Annotated in this window: 12 protein-coding genes and 1 tRNA gene; 8 read left to right on the top strand and 5 right to left on the bottom strand. The window is 51.7% G+C overall.

Annotated elements, in window-relative coordinates; genetic code table 11:
* From AAF564_19485 to AAF564_19465, 5 genes are all read right to left on the bottom strand, one after another.
* Positions 1–1,393 (bottom strand): carboxypeptidase-like regulatory domain-containing protein (locus AAF564_19485; GenBank protein MEM8487743.1); only part of this gene is annotated, 1,393 nt, incomplete at its 3' end.
* Between the two features lie 61 nt (positions 1,394–1,454).
* Entirely contained in the window at positions 1,455–2,531 is a 1,077-nt protein-coding gene (locus tag AAF564_19480) for an SO2930 family diheme c-type cytochrome (GenBank protein MEM8487742.1), read from the bottom strand.
* 374 nt (positions 2,532–2,905) lie between these two features.
* Positions 2,906–4,159, bottom strand: coding sequence for a parallel beta-helix domain-containing protein (locus AAF564_19475; protein ID MEM8487741.1), 1,254 nt, complete (start codon positions 4,157–4,159; stop codon positions 2,906–2,908).
* A 208-nt stretch (positions 4,160–4,367) separates the two neighbouring features.
* Positions 4,368–5,348 carry a dihydrodipicolinate synthase family protein gene (locus tag AAF564_19470; protein MEM8487740.1) on the bottom strand — a complete coding sequence of 327 codons (981 nt, stop codon included), beginning with the start codon at positions 5,346–5,348 and terminating at the stop codon, positions 4,368–4,370.
* A 169-nt stretch (positions 5,349–5,517) separates the two neighbouring features.
* A tRNA-Arg gene (locus AAF564_19465) sits at positions 5,518–5,591 on the bottom strand.
* Between the two features lie 326 nt (positions 5,592–5,917).
* On the opposite strand from AAF564_19465, the gene AAF564_19460 reads away from it, so the two are divergent.
* From AAF564_19460 to AAF564_19425, 8 genes are all read left to right on the top strand, one after another.
* The gene (locus AAF564_19460; GenBank protein ID MEM8487739.1) at positions 5,918–6,928 is read left to right on the top strand and encodes a type II CAAX endopeptidase family protein; all 1,011 of its coding nucleotides are present in this window, start codon (positions 5,918–5,920) and stop codon (positions 6,926–6,928) included.
* Positions 6,929–6,948: 20 nt separating this feature from the next.
* Positions 6,949–7,260 (top strand): DUF2007 domain-containing protein, encoded by a 312-nt coding sequence (locus AAF564_19455; protein MEM8487738.1) that lies wholly within the window; start codon positions 6,949–6,951, stop codon positions 7,258–7,260.
* Positions 7,261–7,359: 99 nt separating this feature from the next.
* Complete coding sequence (locus AAF564_19450) at positions 7,360–8,190, top strand: phosphatidate cytidylyltransferase (GenBank protein ID MEM8487737.1); 831 nt, start codon at positions 7,360–7,362, stop codon at positions 8,188–8,190.
* Between the two features lie 790 nt (positions 8,191–8,980).
* A complete protein-coding gene (locus AAF564_19445; protein MEM8487736.1) occupies positions 8,981–9,181 on the top strand; it encodes a hypothetical protein in 201 nt (66 codons plus the stop codon).
* 101 nt (positions 9,182–9,282) lie between these two features.
* Entirely contained in the window at positions 9,283–11,187 is a 1,905-nt protein-coding gene (gene mutL / locus AAF564_19440; protein ID MEM8487735.1) for a DNA mismatch repair endonuclease MutL, read from the top strand.
* A 14-nt stretch (positions 11,188–11,201) separates the two neighbouring features.
* A complete protein-coding gene (tilS, locus tag AAF564_19435) occupies positions 11,202–12,572 on the top strand; it encodes a tRNA lysidine(34) synthetase TilS (GenBank protein ID MEM8487734.1) in 1,371 nt (456 codons plus the stop codon).
* A gap of 108 nt (positions 12,573–12,680) precedes the next feature.
* Positions 12,681–13,253 (top strand): hypoxanthine phosphoribosyltransferase, encoded by a 573-nt coding sequence (hpt, locus tag AAF564_19430; GenBank protein ID MEM8487733.1) that lies wholly within the window; start codon positions 12,681–12,683, stop codon positions 13,251–13,253.
* Between the two features lie 824 nt (positions 13,254–14,077).
* Positions 14,078–15,754 (top strand): S41 family peptidase, encoded by a 1,677-nt coding sequence (locus AAF564_19425; GenBank protein ID MEM8487732.1) that lies wholly within the window; start codon positions 14,078–14,080, stop codon positions 15,752–15,754.
* The last annotated feature ends 1,002 nt before the right edge of the window (positions 15,755–16,756 follow it).

Raw genomic sequence — 16,756 nt, 5'->3', positions numbered from 1 at the left:
CTTCATTCCTGCCGTACACGTGGTTTTCAGTATTGGCGCCGGCATTCCTGAAGTCAACGCCCGCGGTCCATTCTGCATCCAATAGCGCCGGCGTATTGAAGTTATATTGCGCCTGTGCTTCAAAATGGGTGCGTTCCAACGGCACAATAAGGCCGGTCCTGTTCAGGTAAACCGGATTACCGTCGCTGCCGCCATCATTTTTAATATAGTACGTCTGGGCAAAGAAGCCTTTGTGATTCAGGCGTACCTGTCCCCAGTACTCGTTTGAGTGTGTGAAGCCTTCGCCGAGCTCATTGTAGAAAATGGAGCTACCGGCATTCCATCCACCAGAACCGACAATTTCAGTGGCGTCACCAGGCCTGAAGTGCAACTGGCCGTTGACTGCAGAAGCCCAATACTCAGGGTCCTGGACCTGCCCTTGCTCAAAGAGGAGGGGGCCTTGCTGCTGTGGATCTACAAAGCCTTCGCTGGTCACAAAGCCGCGGCGAATGGCATCCTGGAAATTGGACAGTACCTGGGCATCCTGGTCGTTACCGGCATTGAGCGTGAAGTCGTTGCCACTGCCGTAACGGGCGTTCACCTTGTAGCCAAAAGTTTTATCGTCATTGTGGCCGGCGTGGCGGATTGCCGTTTTAAAGGTGCTATTTTCACCACCAACCAACTCCACGGTAGTGCCCGGATAACGGAAAGGATCTTTAGAGATAAAATGCACAACACCAGAAGTAACGTCTGGGCCGTAGAGTGCAGAGCCGGGGCCAAGGACAACTTCGATACGTTCCAGGTCGATGTTGTTAATGGGGGAGTTCTGTGAGTCAAAAAACTCGAGTCCCGGAGAAATCAGCGACCGGTAGTCGAGCATGGGGAATACATCCGTTGCAAAGACACCGCTGCTGCCCCGCAAGGCGAGATTGATCCGCTGACCGGTTTGCTGCTGGAGCTCAACGCCGGGCGTGTTGACGAGCGCTCTGATGGGCGTTACGGTGGCGCCAGAAGCTGATAACTCGGCGTCACTCAACACAGAGACAGCGGCGGGCGCTTCTTGCAATTTCTCTGGCCGGCGCGAAGCAGATACCACAAGCTCCTGTCCAACTATGACCTGTCCAACAAGTTGAATTTGAAGGTCTGTCGTTGCCTGAGATAACGCAATTTCCTGCGTTTCAAATCCTATGTAAGAAACGATCAGCGTAATCGGGTAGTTGCCAGCATAAGCGAGGTTGAATTCGCCATCAGCATTGGTTGTGGTCCCTGTTGTTGTGCCCTGTACAATCAGGCTTGCGCCAAATAGGGGCGCGCCTTCTTCATCGGTTATAGAGCCTTCAATGTTTTGAGCAAAACCGTTTACGCCCAGCAAAAATGAGCACAGGAGCAAACAGGTTAGTGTTTTGATACGCATATAATTGGTGGTTTACGGCAGGCGGAGCGTGCCGGGTGTCTTAAGTAAAGCCGCAGTGGTTTTACTGCAAGCGAGCAGATGGCTGGTGGGCGGCATCTACTGTTAAATTTTCGATCCATTCGCTAATGAGCGCAACCCCTTCTTCATGGATCAGGCTGCGCCCGAGTTCGGGCATCATCGCGCCTGGGTTGTTCGAGTTCATCCGATAAATCATAATGGATTCGTCGGGATTGCCGGGTACAATCGAATACGTATGCCCACCCGTGCCGGCGCCGGCCGAAACGGTAGCTTTATAAATGCCCATAGCCATGTCAACCGGCGCATCAGCAAGCAGCGTGAGTCCGGAGGTGTTGGCGGATCCGTCGGGGTAGTGACAGTGCCCGCAATTAATATCGAGGTACGCGAGCGCGCGTGCTTCGAGGGTGCCAGTTTGCGGATCGTTCCAGGTGGCAACTTTGGGGTGGGTATCGGTTGGCGTATAGCCTGTAAGGTAGCCTACCTGCGCCCACTTGTCCAGTTGGTTCATTTCGCCGTCGTTGTAGGCAAAAGGTTTGTTGAGGTTACGCGCTTTAGGGCCAATGGGCACTTGCTGCTTGCCGGCCAGGTGGCAACTTTTGCACTGGTTTTTATTGGGAATTATATAATTGGTCGACCGTGCGGTGCCGGCATTATCAACCCAACTGACAGCCTGAATCCCTCCCACAACTTCCCGGTAAGCTTCAGTGCGGTTTTCATTCCAGATATACCCCACAGCTTCCCACTCTGCACCACGGTTGATCAGCAGCCGCGTTTCGATGACATTCTGGCCTTTCGATGCATCTGTCTCATCGTTCTCATAATAGAAGTTTTTGATTAGCACAGTGTTTTCCGGAAAGTCCAGCACACCCTCTGTGGTGTATTTGGCGCTGACGCCTGCCGGCATCCAGACAAACCGCGCTTTGTGCGCGTAGTCGGAGAAGAGGGGAGAGTTGAGGTCGTAGGGCAGCACGCCGGCGCTCGGCGTCAGACTGGCGAGTTCACCTTCAAAGAAGTTGTAAGCCGACAGCGTTTCGTACGGCTTATCAGGCACGGTGATACCCCCGGGCTGGCAGCCGGCTAGCAATGTGGTGGCTAGTAGTATTAAAACCGGTAATCGCATTGTATGCCTGATAGTTTGTTTTCTCATACTTTCGCCACAGCCGTCATTCCGCCGCAGCCGTCATCCCGGCAAACACGTCATCCCGGACTTGATCCGGGACCCACGGGAATGCCTTTCGCTTTCCCATAACGCAGACTCCAAGCCGCGGCCTTACTGCTCGCCCAGATCCTTCGCACGGCTCAGGATGATGTTGAGGAAAGCAGCGTGACACTCCAGCAATCGCCAGTTCTCAGTCCGCCACACCCGTCATCCCGGACTTGATCCGGGACCCACAGGGCTCAGGATGATGTTGGGGGGGGGGCAGGTTGCCAGCCCGGTAGAGATCCTTCGCGTGGCTCAGGATGACAGGGGGGAGGCAGGTCGCCATGCTTCGCTCAACCTGCGCCGAGCCAAGCATTGTGTGCACTCGTATCAAAATCCGGCAGTTCGCAGTCAAACGGACTCAGATCGTTCGTCTTGTTCTGCATCATTTCTTCGGGGGCAGCGCCGAGGCCGGCGTTCAGGTTTACAAAAGACAGTGCTTCGCCGTTGTTCTTGAAGCAGTACCCTTGCGCCTGTCCGTTTTCATCGTAAGACTCAGGTTTGAAGATACCATCCGTCAGGATATCAACCGGCTCACCACCCGTAATGGCGGTGAGCAGCTGGCCGTATTCCGTGGACACGTCCGCCGGTCCCTCATTGCCACTGATGACATTGTTATACAGGTTGATGTTGGAGCTGAAGGGATCAAATTCTTCAGACTCAAACGGCACGCCCGTAAAGAGCCAGCTGTTGACGGCTACGCCAATGGTTTTGTGATTCCTGATGGTATTGTTGTAGGCCGCGATGTTGGAGTGCGACATGATAATCATGCCTGAGCCCGGGGGGATGGTGCTGACAACCATGCCTTTGGGAGCGAAGTTTTCGTTATTGTTGTCCTCCATGAGGTTGTTGTAGAACTTGATACGGTCGCCGTTGACTTGGGGAAGGTCGGGCATGTCGAAAATGAGCATACCACCGGTGTTGAATTTTGCAGTGTTGTTGTAGACCTCACCCACAATGGTGTTTTCAATTTCGAGGCCGGCCACGTTGTGGTGCACATAATTGTCCCGCACAATAACATTGGTAGACTGCCCGACGTAGATGCCGGCATCCATTGCATAAGACGCTTCGCAGTTCTCCACGAGCACATTGGTGCTGCTGACAGGGTAGAGGCCGTAGGCGCCATTGGTGGAAAGCATACCGCCGGTCCAGGTGGCTTCGAGGTCACGCATAATCACGTTCTCGCTGCCCTGCACCTTTATGGCGTCACCTTTAGAGTCGACGACCGTAAAGCCTTCGAGTGTGATGCCACTGACGTTTTTGATCAACATGCCTTCAGCGCCTTCAATCTGGTCTTTGAAGTTGAGGATGGTTTTCCCTTTGCCGGCACCTTTGAGGGTGATGCCGGGGGTGTCGTTGAGGGAAAGAGAGCGCTGGAAGGAGAAGGTACCTTCAGGGAGCAGGATCTCGGTGCCGGCTTCAGCTTCGATGAGGCGTTTCTGCAGCTCCGCTACGACGGTGTCGGGAGCCATCGGCTGCGGGCCGGTCTGGCAGGAGGAGGCAAGGAAAAAGATGAGTACAAGAAAGGTAAAGGCACGTGCGTGCATGATTGTCTAAAGCGTATGTTCAGGAGGGCGAAGGTGCACGAGCAGGGTAGCCTGTCGGTGCGTTCTCAGAAATACGCAATTTGTGGGAAAGACTCAACTAGAGCCAGGAGTTAGGAGGGTATCACTTTGCCAGGAATGGCACGACGATACTTTCAGCTGGCCTACGGATCCACAGTTGTGGCAAGTGCACTGACACCGTTTGGCAAATCTAAACCAACTGAATGTGCGATTCACACCAAATCCGTCCTTCCCATGCTGTCCACCATCCCAGGAACTGCTCGTATTGCGCTTTCGCGTGGGCCTTCTGGGTATCAGAAAGTGTGTCAGTAGGAATGAGGCTGTGTTTGAACTTTTTGTAGCCGGCGAGAACCATCAGGTATTTGTAGTACAATACCAGGTCGGGACCTTCGTCGTATTTTGCAAGCGTGCCAAAAGCTTCTTCCAGTTCAAGCGCATAGCGACGGGCAAGGGCTGCATCTTTGCCATCTGAAACAGCGTGCTCACAGAGCTTGATCATGTACAGCACCTGTTCGGGTAGAATATTACCGATACCTGTGATCGCGCCTGTAGCGCCACAGTTGAGATATCCATAACAAACTGCCGTATCCACACCCACGGCCAGGATCAGGTCGTCGTTGCCGCTTGTGATGTTTGTGGCAGCGTAAAACAATGCTTCTGCCCCGCAGAATTCTTTAAACCCAACCAGGTTTTTGTATCCCTCGCGCAACTTGAAAAAGAGGCCGGCTTTGACCTCGAAGCCATAGTACTTGCTATTGTAAACCACACACGGCAATTTGCCGGCGGCTTCAAGGATGGCGCAGAAGTGCGCATATTGTGCCGGCTCACAGGCTACGCGTGAGCTCTGTCTTGGAATGATCATCAGTCCGGCTGCACCTACTTCGCGCGCATGATCGGCGATCTCAATTGATACCAGCGGATTCTGGTGCCCTGTACCGACAATTACCGAGATACCAGCTTCTACGAGCCGGCGCACACCTTCTTTGCGATCTGGCAGACTAAGGTTGGGCCACCCGCCCATCGAGCCGGCCCAAATGACGGCTTTCATGCCTTTTGCAACCAGGATTTCCGCCACGCGGACAAGTTCGTCAAAGTCGGGCCGGCCGTGTGCGTTGCAGGGGGTCATAATGGCCGGCGCGCATCCCTGGAAAATGGAGGCTGGGTAGGGCATGGCTGTGTTGGTCTGATTGGTAGGGAGGGGGTACGATACGAAGGGCCGAGGGGATATACAATGGGTGGATGTCCTGCAAGCGGGTTGTGCGTACGCGGTTAGTTTTTTGCCATCCAAAACCTGGTGAAACGAAAAAAGGCATCCCTACTGGGACACCTTTTTAACTCCGCGCGCTTGGGAGGAGTCGAACCCCCGGCCTTTGGTACCGGAAACCAACGCTCTATCCATCTGAGCTACAAGCGCGTTTGGAGAGCAAGAAATGACTTATTCGCCGGCTTGTTCCGACGAATTTGTGTTTCGGTGTTTTCGTTTTTTCGTCATAACGTGTTTAAATTCCTGCTCGGCGATCGATCTGGTAATTACCTGCCGGCAAACTTCGCGACAGATGCTTGGTACAATACGTAGAATTGAGACTGTATTCACCGATGTCGTTTGGAGATTCGTGCTGAGCGCGTCCAATTTTGCGCCGTGCGTCGTTCAGCAGGCGTTAGACCCAGGTTGGTGCCAACGAAAACACCAATACCCGGAAACACGGAAGTACAAAAACACGAGATCACGAATAGCAACACATGGAAACCGAGCTGCGCGCTGATACCCCACCCCGACCTCAATATGCTTCGCTGTCCGATGCCTGGGAGCAGCCCGATGGCGCTATTCCACTCAATGGTCTCATCGAGCGCCAGCAATTTCCGCCCTGGCTCACCGCGCTTTTTGGGATTTTCCTGGCACTGATCCTCTTTCATTTTATCGTCGGCCCCATCGCCACCTTCGGCATTCTTATGGCGCAGGGCATTCCTCCAATGGAAGTGCTCAACTCGCTGGAGACGGTCATCGCTGAGAATGCAAAACCGCTGCTGATTGCCAATACAATCGGACAAGTCCTCGCACTTGCGCTGCCGTTTCTCATTATCGCCGGCTGGCACTCCCGCAAAAAGTGGGCGTTCCTACGCTTCCGTACGCCCAACTGGTCGCTGGTTGGGCTCTCGGTCTTTGGCCTCGTCGGACTCACACCCATTGCCTGGTGGTTAGGCAACCTGAACGCACAAATTCCTTTGCCTGATGCCATCCGGCAATTGGAAGAGTCGCAGTTGGAGCTGATCGAGCAAGTGCTGCAACAGGATCTGGGGCTCGTGTTTAGCCTCGCTGTTATGGCGCTCACGCCGGCCATCTGCGAAGAAATTCTCTTCCGTGGCTACCTCCAGCGACAGTTTGAACGCGCCATGGGCGTGTTGCCGGCCATCGTTTTGATTGGCGTCATTTTTGGTTTTTTCCACCTACGGTTTACGCAGGTGATTCCGCTTTCTGTGATCGGGATTTACCTTGCCTACATCACCTGGCGCTCTGGCTCGCTGTGGCTGGCAATTATCATTCACTTTGCCAACAATGCGTTTGCCGTATGTCTTGGTATCTATTTATCAGGGCAAAGCGACGTCACCCTCGAAGAATTGGAGCGCATGCAGGTGCCTGTGCCGGCATTAATCGCTGGTTTTCTTATCTTGGCCGCCGTCTTATACATGATGGAAAAGATTGCGCGGGACAGGATTGGGGCAGCCGGCAACGCTGCGCCAGTAGTTTCCTAACACGCTAAACGACGCTAATTATGGAGAACCGCAGGTTCGACAAGTGGAAAACGGTATTCAGAACCGGACTCGATTATGAGGCTGGCCTCGTGCGCGATCGCTTGCGCAACGAAGACATCCCGGCTGTTATCCTCAACAAGCGCGACCATGCCTACAACCTCACCCTGGGCGACATGGCCCAGATTAAGGTGATGGTGCCCGAAGAACACGAACAGCAGGCCAAAGCCTTGCTGCAGGAAGCCCCACTTTCCGACGAAGAACTCGAGCAGGCAGCCCTCTCCGCCAGTCCTTTTGACGAGGATGATGAAGAGCGTGATGAGGACGACGATTAAGGTGTAGGTTTAAATAAAAAGCACCTTAAACCTGCAATGTTAAACCTTAAACCCATCAAGTGTAAGACACCGATTTGCTGTTAATCTGGTGTAAAGTATATGTCTAATTTGACCAAGCGCCTGCTCACGGCCCTGGTGGGTATTCCGATTGTTGGTGGGTTGACATACCTCGGCAGTTGGTGGTTTGCCGGCCTTGTCGTTGTACTCGTTCTGGGGGCCCAAAAGGAGTTTTACGACATGGTGGGCCTCAAAGGCCGGCATCTGTTTATAGGTTTGATGTTGGGGATAGTTGTGGTACTGCGACTGGAAATACAGCGTCAGTTTGAATGGATGCTGCTGCTCTCCCTGATTGGTCTGATTACGTATGATACGTTTGATGGCAAAAGTACAGACAACTGGCAAAAACTGTCCTGGATGGTTGCCGGACTTGTGTACCCGGCCTGGATGTTCTCGTTTGCCCTGCATCTGCGAAGCTATGTGATCTCATCTGATTCGTATTTGGGGTTTTTATTGATTGTCGGGTTGTTGCTCATCGTCTGGGTAACCGACTCCCTTGCCTATTTCACAGGGAAGGCATTTGGTAAAAGACCACTGGCGCCTGCCATCTCCCCGAAAAAGACCTGGGAAGGCAGCCTGGGTGGATTTGCCGGGGCGCTGGTTGCTGCGATACTATTCAAGCTCTTTCTGTTTTCGTTGTTTAGCTGGCAAGACGCTATTGCTTGTGCTATTATCGGTGGAATTGGCGGACAAGTAGGTGATTTGGTAGAGAGCCGGTTGAAGCGACTGTTTGGTGTGAAAGACTCTGGCAATGTGTTGCCGGGTCATGGCGGTGTGCTTGATCGTATTGATGGGCTTATCTTGATCATGCCCCTTTACTATTTCTACTTCAAGTATTGGGGTTCGTTTAGCCTGTACGACTTCTACAATTGATTGCAATGATGTGGCTTAATTCCTGAATGGGAAATTGACTAGTTTTCAATTTGTCATCCAGCGCGAGTGGAGGCGCTGGTTGATACACAACATTGAGGTGTGATACTTTCCAAAGGGTCAGGGTGCGCAGAAAATTCTCAACTTGGCATGCAAACCTCTTATTCTGGATATATGGTGAGAAGGACGTCTGCCAAATGCGTGGCGGCTTTTATCGAACGTTTTCCTGAATGAAGTTCAGGAAGGCGTGAGCGAATGGCTACAAAAGCGCGCCTCTATTTGATGGTGCCCTTTTGGGGGTTCGCTATTTTGGGCAAGCAAAAAGTGAACGTACGCACATCTTAACGGGGATGCCCTGGTTATTTGAAAGAACTATTTACGTCCTTTTTACGCGCTTAAAAAGGACACCAAAGGCCGCCCATCAAATAACTCTCTCACCGCCGCGCATTTGACGAGATCTCCCACGGCCATAGGATTAATGGGTTTTTCTGAACACTCCTGCTCGGTATAAGGAATAGATATTGGTTGTGCTGAGCCAGTGTTTTACACACCCCAATCATGATAAAATCATGATCGACCCTCTTAAGAGGGTAATTTGTTTTTTTGGCGGCTTTATAATTGTCGAATGGGATCACAAAAACGCGGCAATACGAAATGGGCTACCTGGCGCGCTCAATGCCCGGTGCTCGACATTCAAAAACAGGCCTGAAAGTTGGCTTAAATAACGGAACGATGGGGTAGAGGTGATGTATAAAGTACGCTAACCCAATCAGCAGGCGAAAGGTACAATTGGATGGGCATCATTTTTAATTCAAAGCGCGCTAAACACCGCAAATTTGATTATCAGCCACGATTTCACAATCCGGAGAAAGAAAAGAAGCTCCGCGAACGCATCCGTATTCAGAGCCGCGCCAGTCGGCGCCGTAGCCCTGTAGGCATCATTTACGCGTTGGTACTGTTAACCTTTGCTGCTTTTCTATACTTCAACTTTTAACCCATCAAGTTGGAGTTTTAAATTAAAGGCTGCTATTTCTGTACCTTTAGCCTACAACCTGGGCATTTGCGATACATTCAACCTTAAACATTCAACCCATTTTGGAAGCAGCCGGCATTATCCAGACCATGCCCCTCTCGCTGGCGAATAAAATTGCAGCGGGCGAGGTGGTGCAGCGTCCTGCTTCTGCGGCCAAAGAGCTGATTGAAAATGCCATCGACGCCGGCGCAACTGAAATCAAGCTTATCCTCAAAGCCGCCGGCAGTGAACTCATTCAAGTCATAGATGATGGCTGTGGGATGTCGGAAGCTGACGCGTTGGCCTGTTTTGAGCGGCACGCGACGAGCAAAATCAAATCCATTGACGACCTCGATTCCATCCGTACCCTGGGCTTCCGTGGTGAAGCGCTGGCTTCCATTGCTGCTGTTTCCCAGGTTGAGTTAAAAACGCGCCGGCTTAACGACGACACGGGCGTCCGCATCCGCATGGATGGGGGAGCACTCGTTGAACAAGAGCCCTGTGCTGCGCCTGCCGGCACATCGATTGCGATCCGCAACTTGTTTTACAACGTACCAGCACGACGCAGCTTTCTCAAGTCGCCAGCTACCGAATTCAAACACCTGGTCGAGACGTTTCAATTTCTTGCGTTGTCGCATCCGGTGGTCTCCTTCACCCTGTTGCACGACAACAATGAAGTTTACCATCTGCCGGCTTCCCAGGACGCCGGATTTTACGACGCGCTCAAAACGCGTATCGTGGCGCTATTCGGACAACAACTCGATGGCCAACTGCTTCAGGTTGAAGAGAAAACAAGTTACATCTCAGTCTCAGGCTTTGTATCCACACCCGAATTCTATCGCAAGAGCCGCGGGGAGCAATTCCTGTTTGTCAACGATCGGTACGTAAAGAGCCGCTATCTCGAACACGCCGTACGGTCTTCGTATGAAGAGCTGCTGCCCGAGAATGCATATCCTTTCTTTACGCTTTTCCTGTCGATTGACCCCAAACATGTAGATGTCAACGTACATCCTACGAAAGCAGAAGTGAAGTTCGACGATGAGCGCGGGCTTTACGGGTTTATTCGCACCATTGTTCGCAAGGGACTGGGATCTGCAATTTTGTCGCCGCAACTGTCCATGGAATCGGGTATGATGCCGCCGGCAATGGATCTGGGCACAGCATCGCCGGCAGGGTCGGAAACCACCTGGCCGCCTGATCCTGTTTCGATGCCTGCGGGCCGACAGGGAGGAGGAAGCAACTGGTCCGGGGGCAGCAGCAACTGGAGCAGCGGAAAGTTGCCAGCATCTTCAGGCATTGCCCCGGGCGATCTTTCAGCGCGGATGTACAACGCGCCACCACCTGAAGCGCCTCAGGAGGAGTTGCTGATTCCTTCCAGTACCAACGCGGAAGACGAGCGTATCCGTACGGGCGATAAAGAGACGCTGCTGTGGCAACTCCACAACCGCTATATCCTCACCCAGATTCGTTCCGGGATGATGATCATCGATCAGAATGCCGCGCACGAACGGGTGTTGTACGAAAAAGCATTACACAGCATGGAAAGCGGGTTTGGGCTTTCGCAGCAGCTGCTTTTTCCACACACCATCGAATTTAATCCGGCTGAATTTGCGCTCATCCAGGAGCTCATGCCGAACATGAAAGCGCTCGGGTTTGAGATCGAATTGTTTGGAGGTAATTCCGTTATTGTAAGAGGCGTTCCTTCAGAAATACGGGTAGGGGATGAACGGACCATCCTTGAGGAAATCCTGGAACAATTCAAAACCAACCTGGATGGCCTGAAACTGAAAGGTCGGGAGAACCTCGCCAAAAGTATTGCCCGCAAAGGCGCTGTGCAGTCCGGTGCGCCTCTGGATATAAAAGAAATGCGTTCGCTGGTGGATCAACTCTTCCTGTGTGATACGCCTTATGTATGTCCGTATGGCCGGCCGACCATCATCAATATCTCCGTAGAAGAACTGGAGAAGCGATTTGGCAAAAACGCCTGATCGGCACCACTGTTATGGTTTCCCAGGTTCGCCGTACTATCCAATCCCACGCATTACTGTCCGAAGTGGAGCCAGTACTGATCGGTGTTAGTGGCGGTGTGGATTCTATGGTACTTTTGCACGTGATGCAATCCCTGGGCTACCCCGTGCAGGTTGCCCACGTCAACTACAGGATGCGGGGCGAAGCTTCTGATGCCGATGAAGCCCTGGTGGTATCATATTGCGATAAAATAGAGGTACCTTGCGCTATTTACCGTGTTGAAGAGGACTTTCATGTGCAAGCAGCAGGCGCCTCTTTTCAGGAAGTTGCGCGCGCTGCCCGCTACCGCTTTTTTGAGAAAGTCGCGCGAGAAGCAGGCTTAAACCATGTTGCCGTTGCGCATCACCAGGAGGACCAGGCGGAAACAGTGTTGCTCAACCTGATGCGCGGCAGTGGTGCGGAGGGGCTGGCTGGCATGCCGTATGCCCGCCGGCTAAACCCGGCATCTGAAGTGCACCTGATCCGGCCGCTCCTTGATGTGTCACGTAACATGATAACGGCGTATGCGGTGGCGCACAACATTACGTGGCGGGAAGATGCCTCCAATGCGTCCCAGAAATACCTGAGGAACAAGGTGCGACATACCTTGCTACCGGCTATTGAAAAAGTGTTTGGGGAAAGCGCCGTTCAGAACATGGCAACCAGTGCCGGCTTGCTGCAGGGCACAGTTGATCATGCACTGCACCCCATGTTAGCGCACAAGTTTGCACAACATGCACAACCGGCGAATGCACTCGATTTGCCCGGCCTTGCCGCAGAGCCGGCTTTCTGGCAGACAAGGCTCGTGATGGAGGCGTGTCGTCAGTGGTTCAATGGCCTGTCGATTGGCCGGCAACATGCCGAGGCGATTTGCCAACTGCTGGATGCCCAGGTGGGGCGGAAAGTTGCCGTAGCCACCATCGTTGTGTGGCGAGAACGCGACCAACTGGTGTTTCTGCAACCTGAGACCGGTGATGGGGATGCTGATTTGTATCTGGTGGATGCTGGTGTTTCTGTTACATACCCTGCCGGGCAATTGGAGACTGAGATCCTGACTGCTGACAACGTGCCGAAAATTACAGGGGAGTCCGAGCAGTTTTATGCAGATGCCGCATCGTTGGTATTGCCACTGCAACTGCGCCGCTGGGAAGCGGGAGACAAGTTTGTGCCTTTCGGGATGCAGGGCCAGAAGAAGGTGAGCGATTTGTTGACAGACCTCAAAGTGCCTTCCCACACGCGCGACAATGTTTGGGTGCTTGTGTCAGGTGACGATATTGTTTGGGTGGTGGGATACCGTGCCGCAGAGCCGGTCCGGGTGGGGCCGGCAACGAAGCAGGTGCTGAGCTGTACCTGGCACCGTCGTTAAAAATCATCAAAGATGCGTGCAGTGCTGTGAAACGTTGCAGCTAGCTGTTACCTTTGGTTGCAAATCCGTATTTCCCCACTGAAGTAATACCATCACTTTCCCAACACCATGGAAGAGTACGCAGGCCCCGCTATATCTGATCGTAGTGTGCTATGCCGCGAGGAGCGGTTTAAACTGTACATCGATGCTGAAACCATCCAGGCACGCACCCGAGCATTGGGGCAGCAGATCTCAAAAGACTACGCCGGCAAGAAACCCATTTTCATTGGTGTCCTCAATGGCGCCTTTATGTTTATGGCCGATTTGCTCCGTGAGGTGAACGTTGACTGCGAGGTCGACTTCATGAAGCTCTCCTCGTATGGCGATGAAAAGGTGTCGAGTGGCAACGTAGATGAACTGAAAGCTGTAGACGCAGACCTTAAAGGCCGTCACGTGATCATCGTGGAAGACATTGTGGATACGGGCCTCTCCATGGATTACATGTTGAAACGACTCGGCGCCCTGGAGCCGGCATCACTCCGCGTTGCCGTCCTCCTCCACAAACACGAAGCCACCAAAGCCGACCTGGATCTGGATTACGTTGCCTTCAAAATCCCAAACCTCTTCGTAATCGGCTACGGCCTAGACTACGGCCAACTCGCCCGGAATCTAAAGGAGATTTTTATCCTAGACGAAGGATAAGGGGTGTCGCGCCGCTCTCCAGGTAAATCCCAATTCGACATTCGGCTTTCGAAATTCGGCACTTGAATAGGTATCCTCGCGCCTTGAGGTGTAATAAAGACAATTCCACCCCACACCTTGTTTACTAAACCATACAGTTGTTGGCCAGGGATTAGACAGGATGCGTATAAAAAAACGCTTTTAACGTAACAATCCTGTTTAAAAACCCGTCATAACAATAAAGTTGATTCAGAAAGCGCTGAAATAACAAGTCTGGAACTGTGTTTGCAAGCTTGTTCAGCATTTGGATCGACAAACTGTAACTAAACATGCGAGGACGTCATGTATTATCGAGTAGAAGATTTTCGCGTTAAAACCAATGCAGCTCTCATACTGGCCGGCGCCATGACGGTGCTTCTCGGTTTTGCCATGCTGATTGGATAATCACGCGGTTGATGAAAATATCCCTCATGGATTCATCTACATTCACGACAATCTCTCACTCGGTCCTGTCTGTCTGATAGGGCCTTGACCCCTTTGTGCCAGTTTTGGTCACAACACCAGGTGACGGGTCTTCGCTACTTCTTTCTGGAATACATTTTTTCTTTGTAACTGCCATGTGCTGCGCATCTTGAGTCAGCACATTTTTTTATCCCCTTCATTCCGGACTCCGCCGGTTCAACCCATACATTTTATTTAGGCCGTTTTGCATCTTGTTTATGAAGGCAAAAAGTCTGATTTGCGCACCATCTGTCAGGAACGGTATGAAGATGGCTGCATTAATAAAAAAGACCATAGATTAGGTTTTTCTTACCCGAGCGTCGAATCAATCAGGAAAAAAAGATATGCGTAGAAAAAAAATTGCCATGGTTGGTGTAGGGCTACTGATCGTCGGCGTCTTACTTGGGATGCAGATTGGCTCTGCCATTTCTAGTGATGATACGTTTGAGTCGATGGAGAAAGTGCAGCAGGCTTTTGCCATCATCAATCAGCGGTACGTGGATAACGTAGATCCGGGTAGCCTGGCTGAAGAAGCCATTGACGGCATGCTCGATGAACTGGATCCGCACTCTATATACATCGACGCAGAACGCATGCGCGATGTCACTGAAAATTTCAATGCCTCATTCGAAGGCATTGGCATCTCTTATGAATTTATTGAAGGGGAAGATGGTGGCGACACGCTGGCTGTGTTGAGTACGCTGCCAAGTGGCCCGAGCGAAAAGGTTGGACTCTGGTCTGGAGACCGCATCATTGCTGTTGATGATTCAACCGCGATCGGATTTACCCAGGCAGATGTTGAACGTAAACTGAAAGGTGCGCGCGGTACAAAAGTTAACGTCAGGGTTGTTCGCCCCGGATATGATGAGGTCATGGATTTCACCATTACTCGCGACAAAATCCCGCTTAACACGCTTGATGTTGCCTATATGCTCGATGAGCAGACGGGGTATGTGAAGTTGCAGCGCTTTGCACGGACTACGTACAAAGAGTTCATGGAGGCCTCTCGAGAGCTGAAAGAAGCCGGCATGCAGCGGATGGTCCTCGACCTCCGTAACAACACCGGTGGCTTCATGGACATGGCAATCCGGATCAGCGACGAATTTTTGCCGGATGACAAAATCATTGTCTCTTCGAAGAGCCGGCATACGGACTTCAGCACTGAAAGCCGTGCCCGCGTGCGAGGTATTCTGGAAAACATGCCGGTGATTGTGTTGGTGAACGAGCAATCTGCGTCAGCCAGTGAGATTGTCGCCGGCGCCTTGCAGGATCACGACCGCGCACTAATTGTAGGCCGTCGCACTTTTGGCAAAGGGTTGGTACAAAAGCAATTCCCGCTCAAAGACGGAAGCGTATTGCGGATGACCATCTCGCGGTACTACACGCCTTCAGGGCGATCTGTGCAAACGCCATACAACGGTGGCGACAAAGAAGACTACTACAATTCCAAAGTAGAACAACGCCAGTCTGAGCTTTCACTGGATGCCCAGGATATCCTTGGTGACATTCCTGATTCGCTGAAATACAAGACGACTGCCGGGCGCACCGTGATTGGTGGCGGCGGGATTTTGCCAGATTATATCATCCGACGCGATTCTATCAGCATGTATGTGCAGGCGGTACTTGGCCGGCAGTTCGACCTCGATTTTGTTCGCAACTGGATCAACGCCAATGGCGAATCGCTCCACAAAAACTGGGAGGACCGGCGCGAAGCGTTCATCGACGAATTCCAGATTAGCGATGCAACCATGAATGCCTTTGAAGCTTACCTCGATGAGCAAGGCATACACATTGTTGCTGAAGATGCTTTGCAAGAGTCGACCAAAGAGGCGCGCTACTTTACGCGTACTGAAGTTGATAATGAGCGCGCGTGGATGAAAAACCTCCTCAAAGCGCGCATTGCTACCCGGATGTTCGACTCAGCCGCCTGGTATCCGATTCGCCACAAACATGACGTGACGCTCAACGAAGCGCTGAACCTCTGGATTTCTGCTGAAGAATTGATGGCGTTGGGGGAGTAGGCATTTCAATAGGATAGGACTTATAGTTTACAGATAGGGCAATGCCCTTGCCGGCTGATTAAAAAGCAGGCAAGGACATTGCCCTTTTTTTGTGCCTCTGAACTGGTTGATGATTGGCGATTGTTGCGCCGTGATTCTTGATTGGGTAGCCTCAGTCGTTTTGCGAATGCCTTCTGTGCTGGCGTTCAGAATATGAAGCTGAATGCGAAAACCCGGAAATACGAAAACACAAAAAAGCCCCGGATGGCGATTCAAAGGCTGCCGGTTCTATTTGCGTTTTTGCTAAAACGATGGGCTAAAATGGGCGCGGATTGCAGTCGTAGGGGCGAATTTAAACGAAGCACCTGTGAATGAATAGCATCTCGTATTTATGTTTCTTAGCTTAGAGCAACTTAGTAGAACTGCGGGTGTCCATTTAGACAGGATATCAGTAGACGTAAATAACAGAAAAACACAGATTTGATGAATCCCCTGTTTTTGGGGTGGACTTAATGTGGAAATATCTGTTTATTACGGGCTAACTTTCACGGACCCACCAGGTTTTCGTTAGTCAGAACCTATTTCACCATCAATAAAACTTCTTTTACGGGAGGCTTTTGTCCATGCTTTTAAACTTTCTAATGCTCCTTCCACAGGAAGCGGCAACTGAAGGCAACCTGATCAATGTGCTGGTAGAGAGTGGAAAGTCACGGGACTACCATCACTTGAACTCTGCATATTATATCACCTAGTACCAGAAGGTGTATTCTAGAAAGATTTCACAGACAAGCATGCTATTTTCTCTTTAAAAATAGATGCTGCTGTTTATGGCACAGAAATCTAACCGCTTCGGCTCCGAAGTCTCATCAAGATACTGTTTCGATATCGGCGATACATGTATAGCAGTGTATTGAACTCGGAGTTCCGCTTTCTTGGCGACCGTAACCTTTTCAAGGTCGTATTGCAAGATCCCTCGCGTGGTTCAGCCAGAGACCTTACCGAGATTACAAGGCTGCTATATAG

It is taken from the genome of Bacteroidota bacterium (assembly GCA_039111535.1).
In the GTDB taxonomy this organism is placed as follows: Bacteria; Bacteroidota; Rhodothermia; order Rhodothermales; family JAHQVL01; genus JBCCIM01.
Note: the sequence above shows the minus strand (reverse complement) of the source record. Positions and strands in the feature narration are given on the sequence as shown.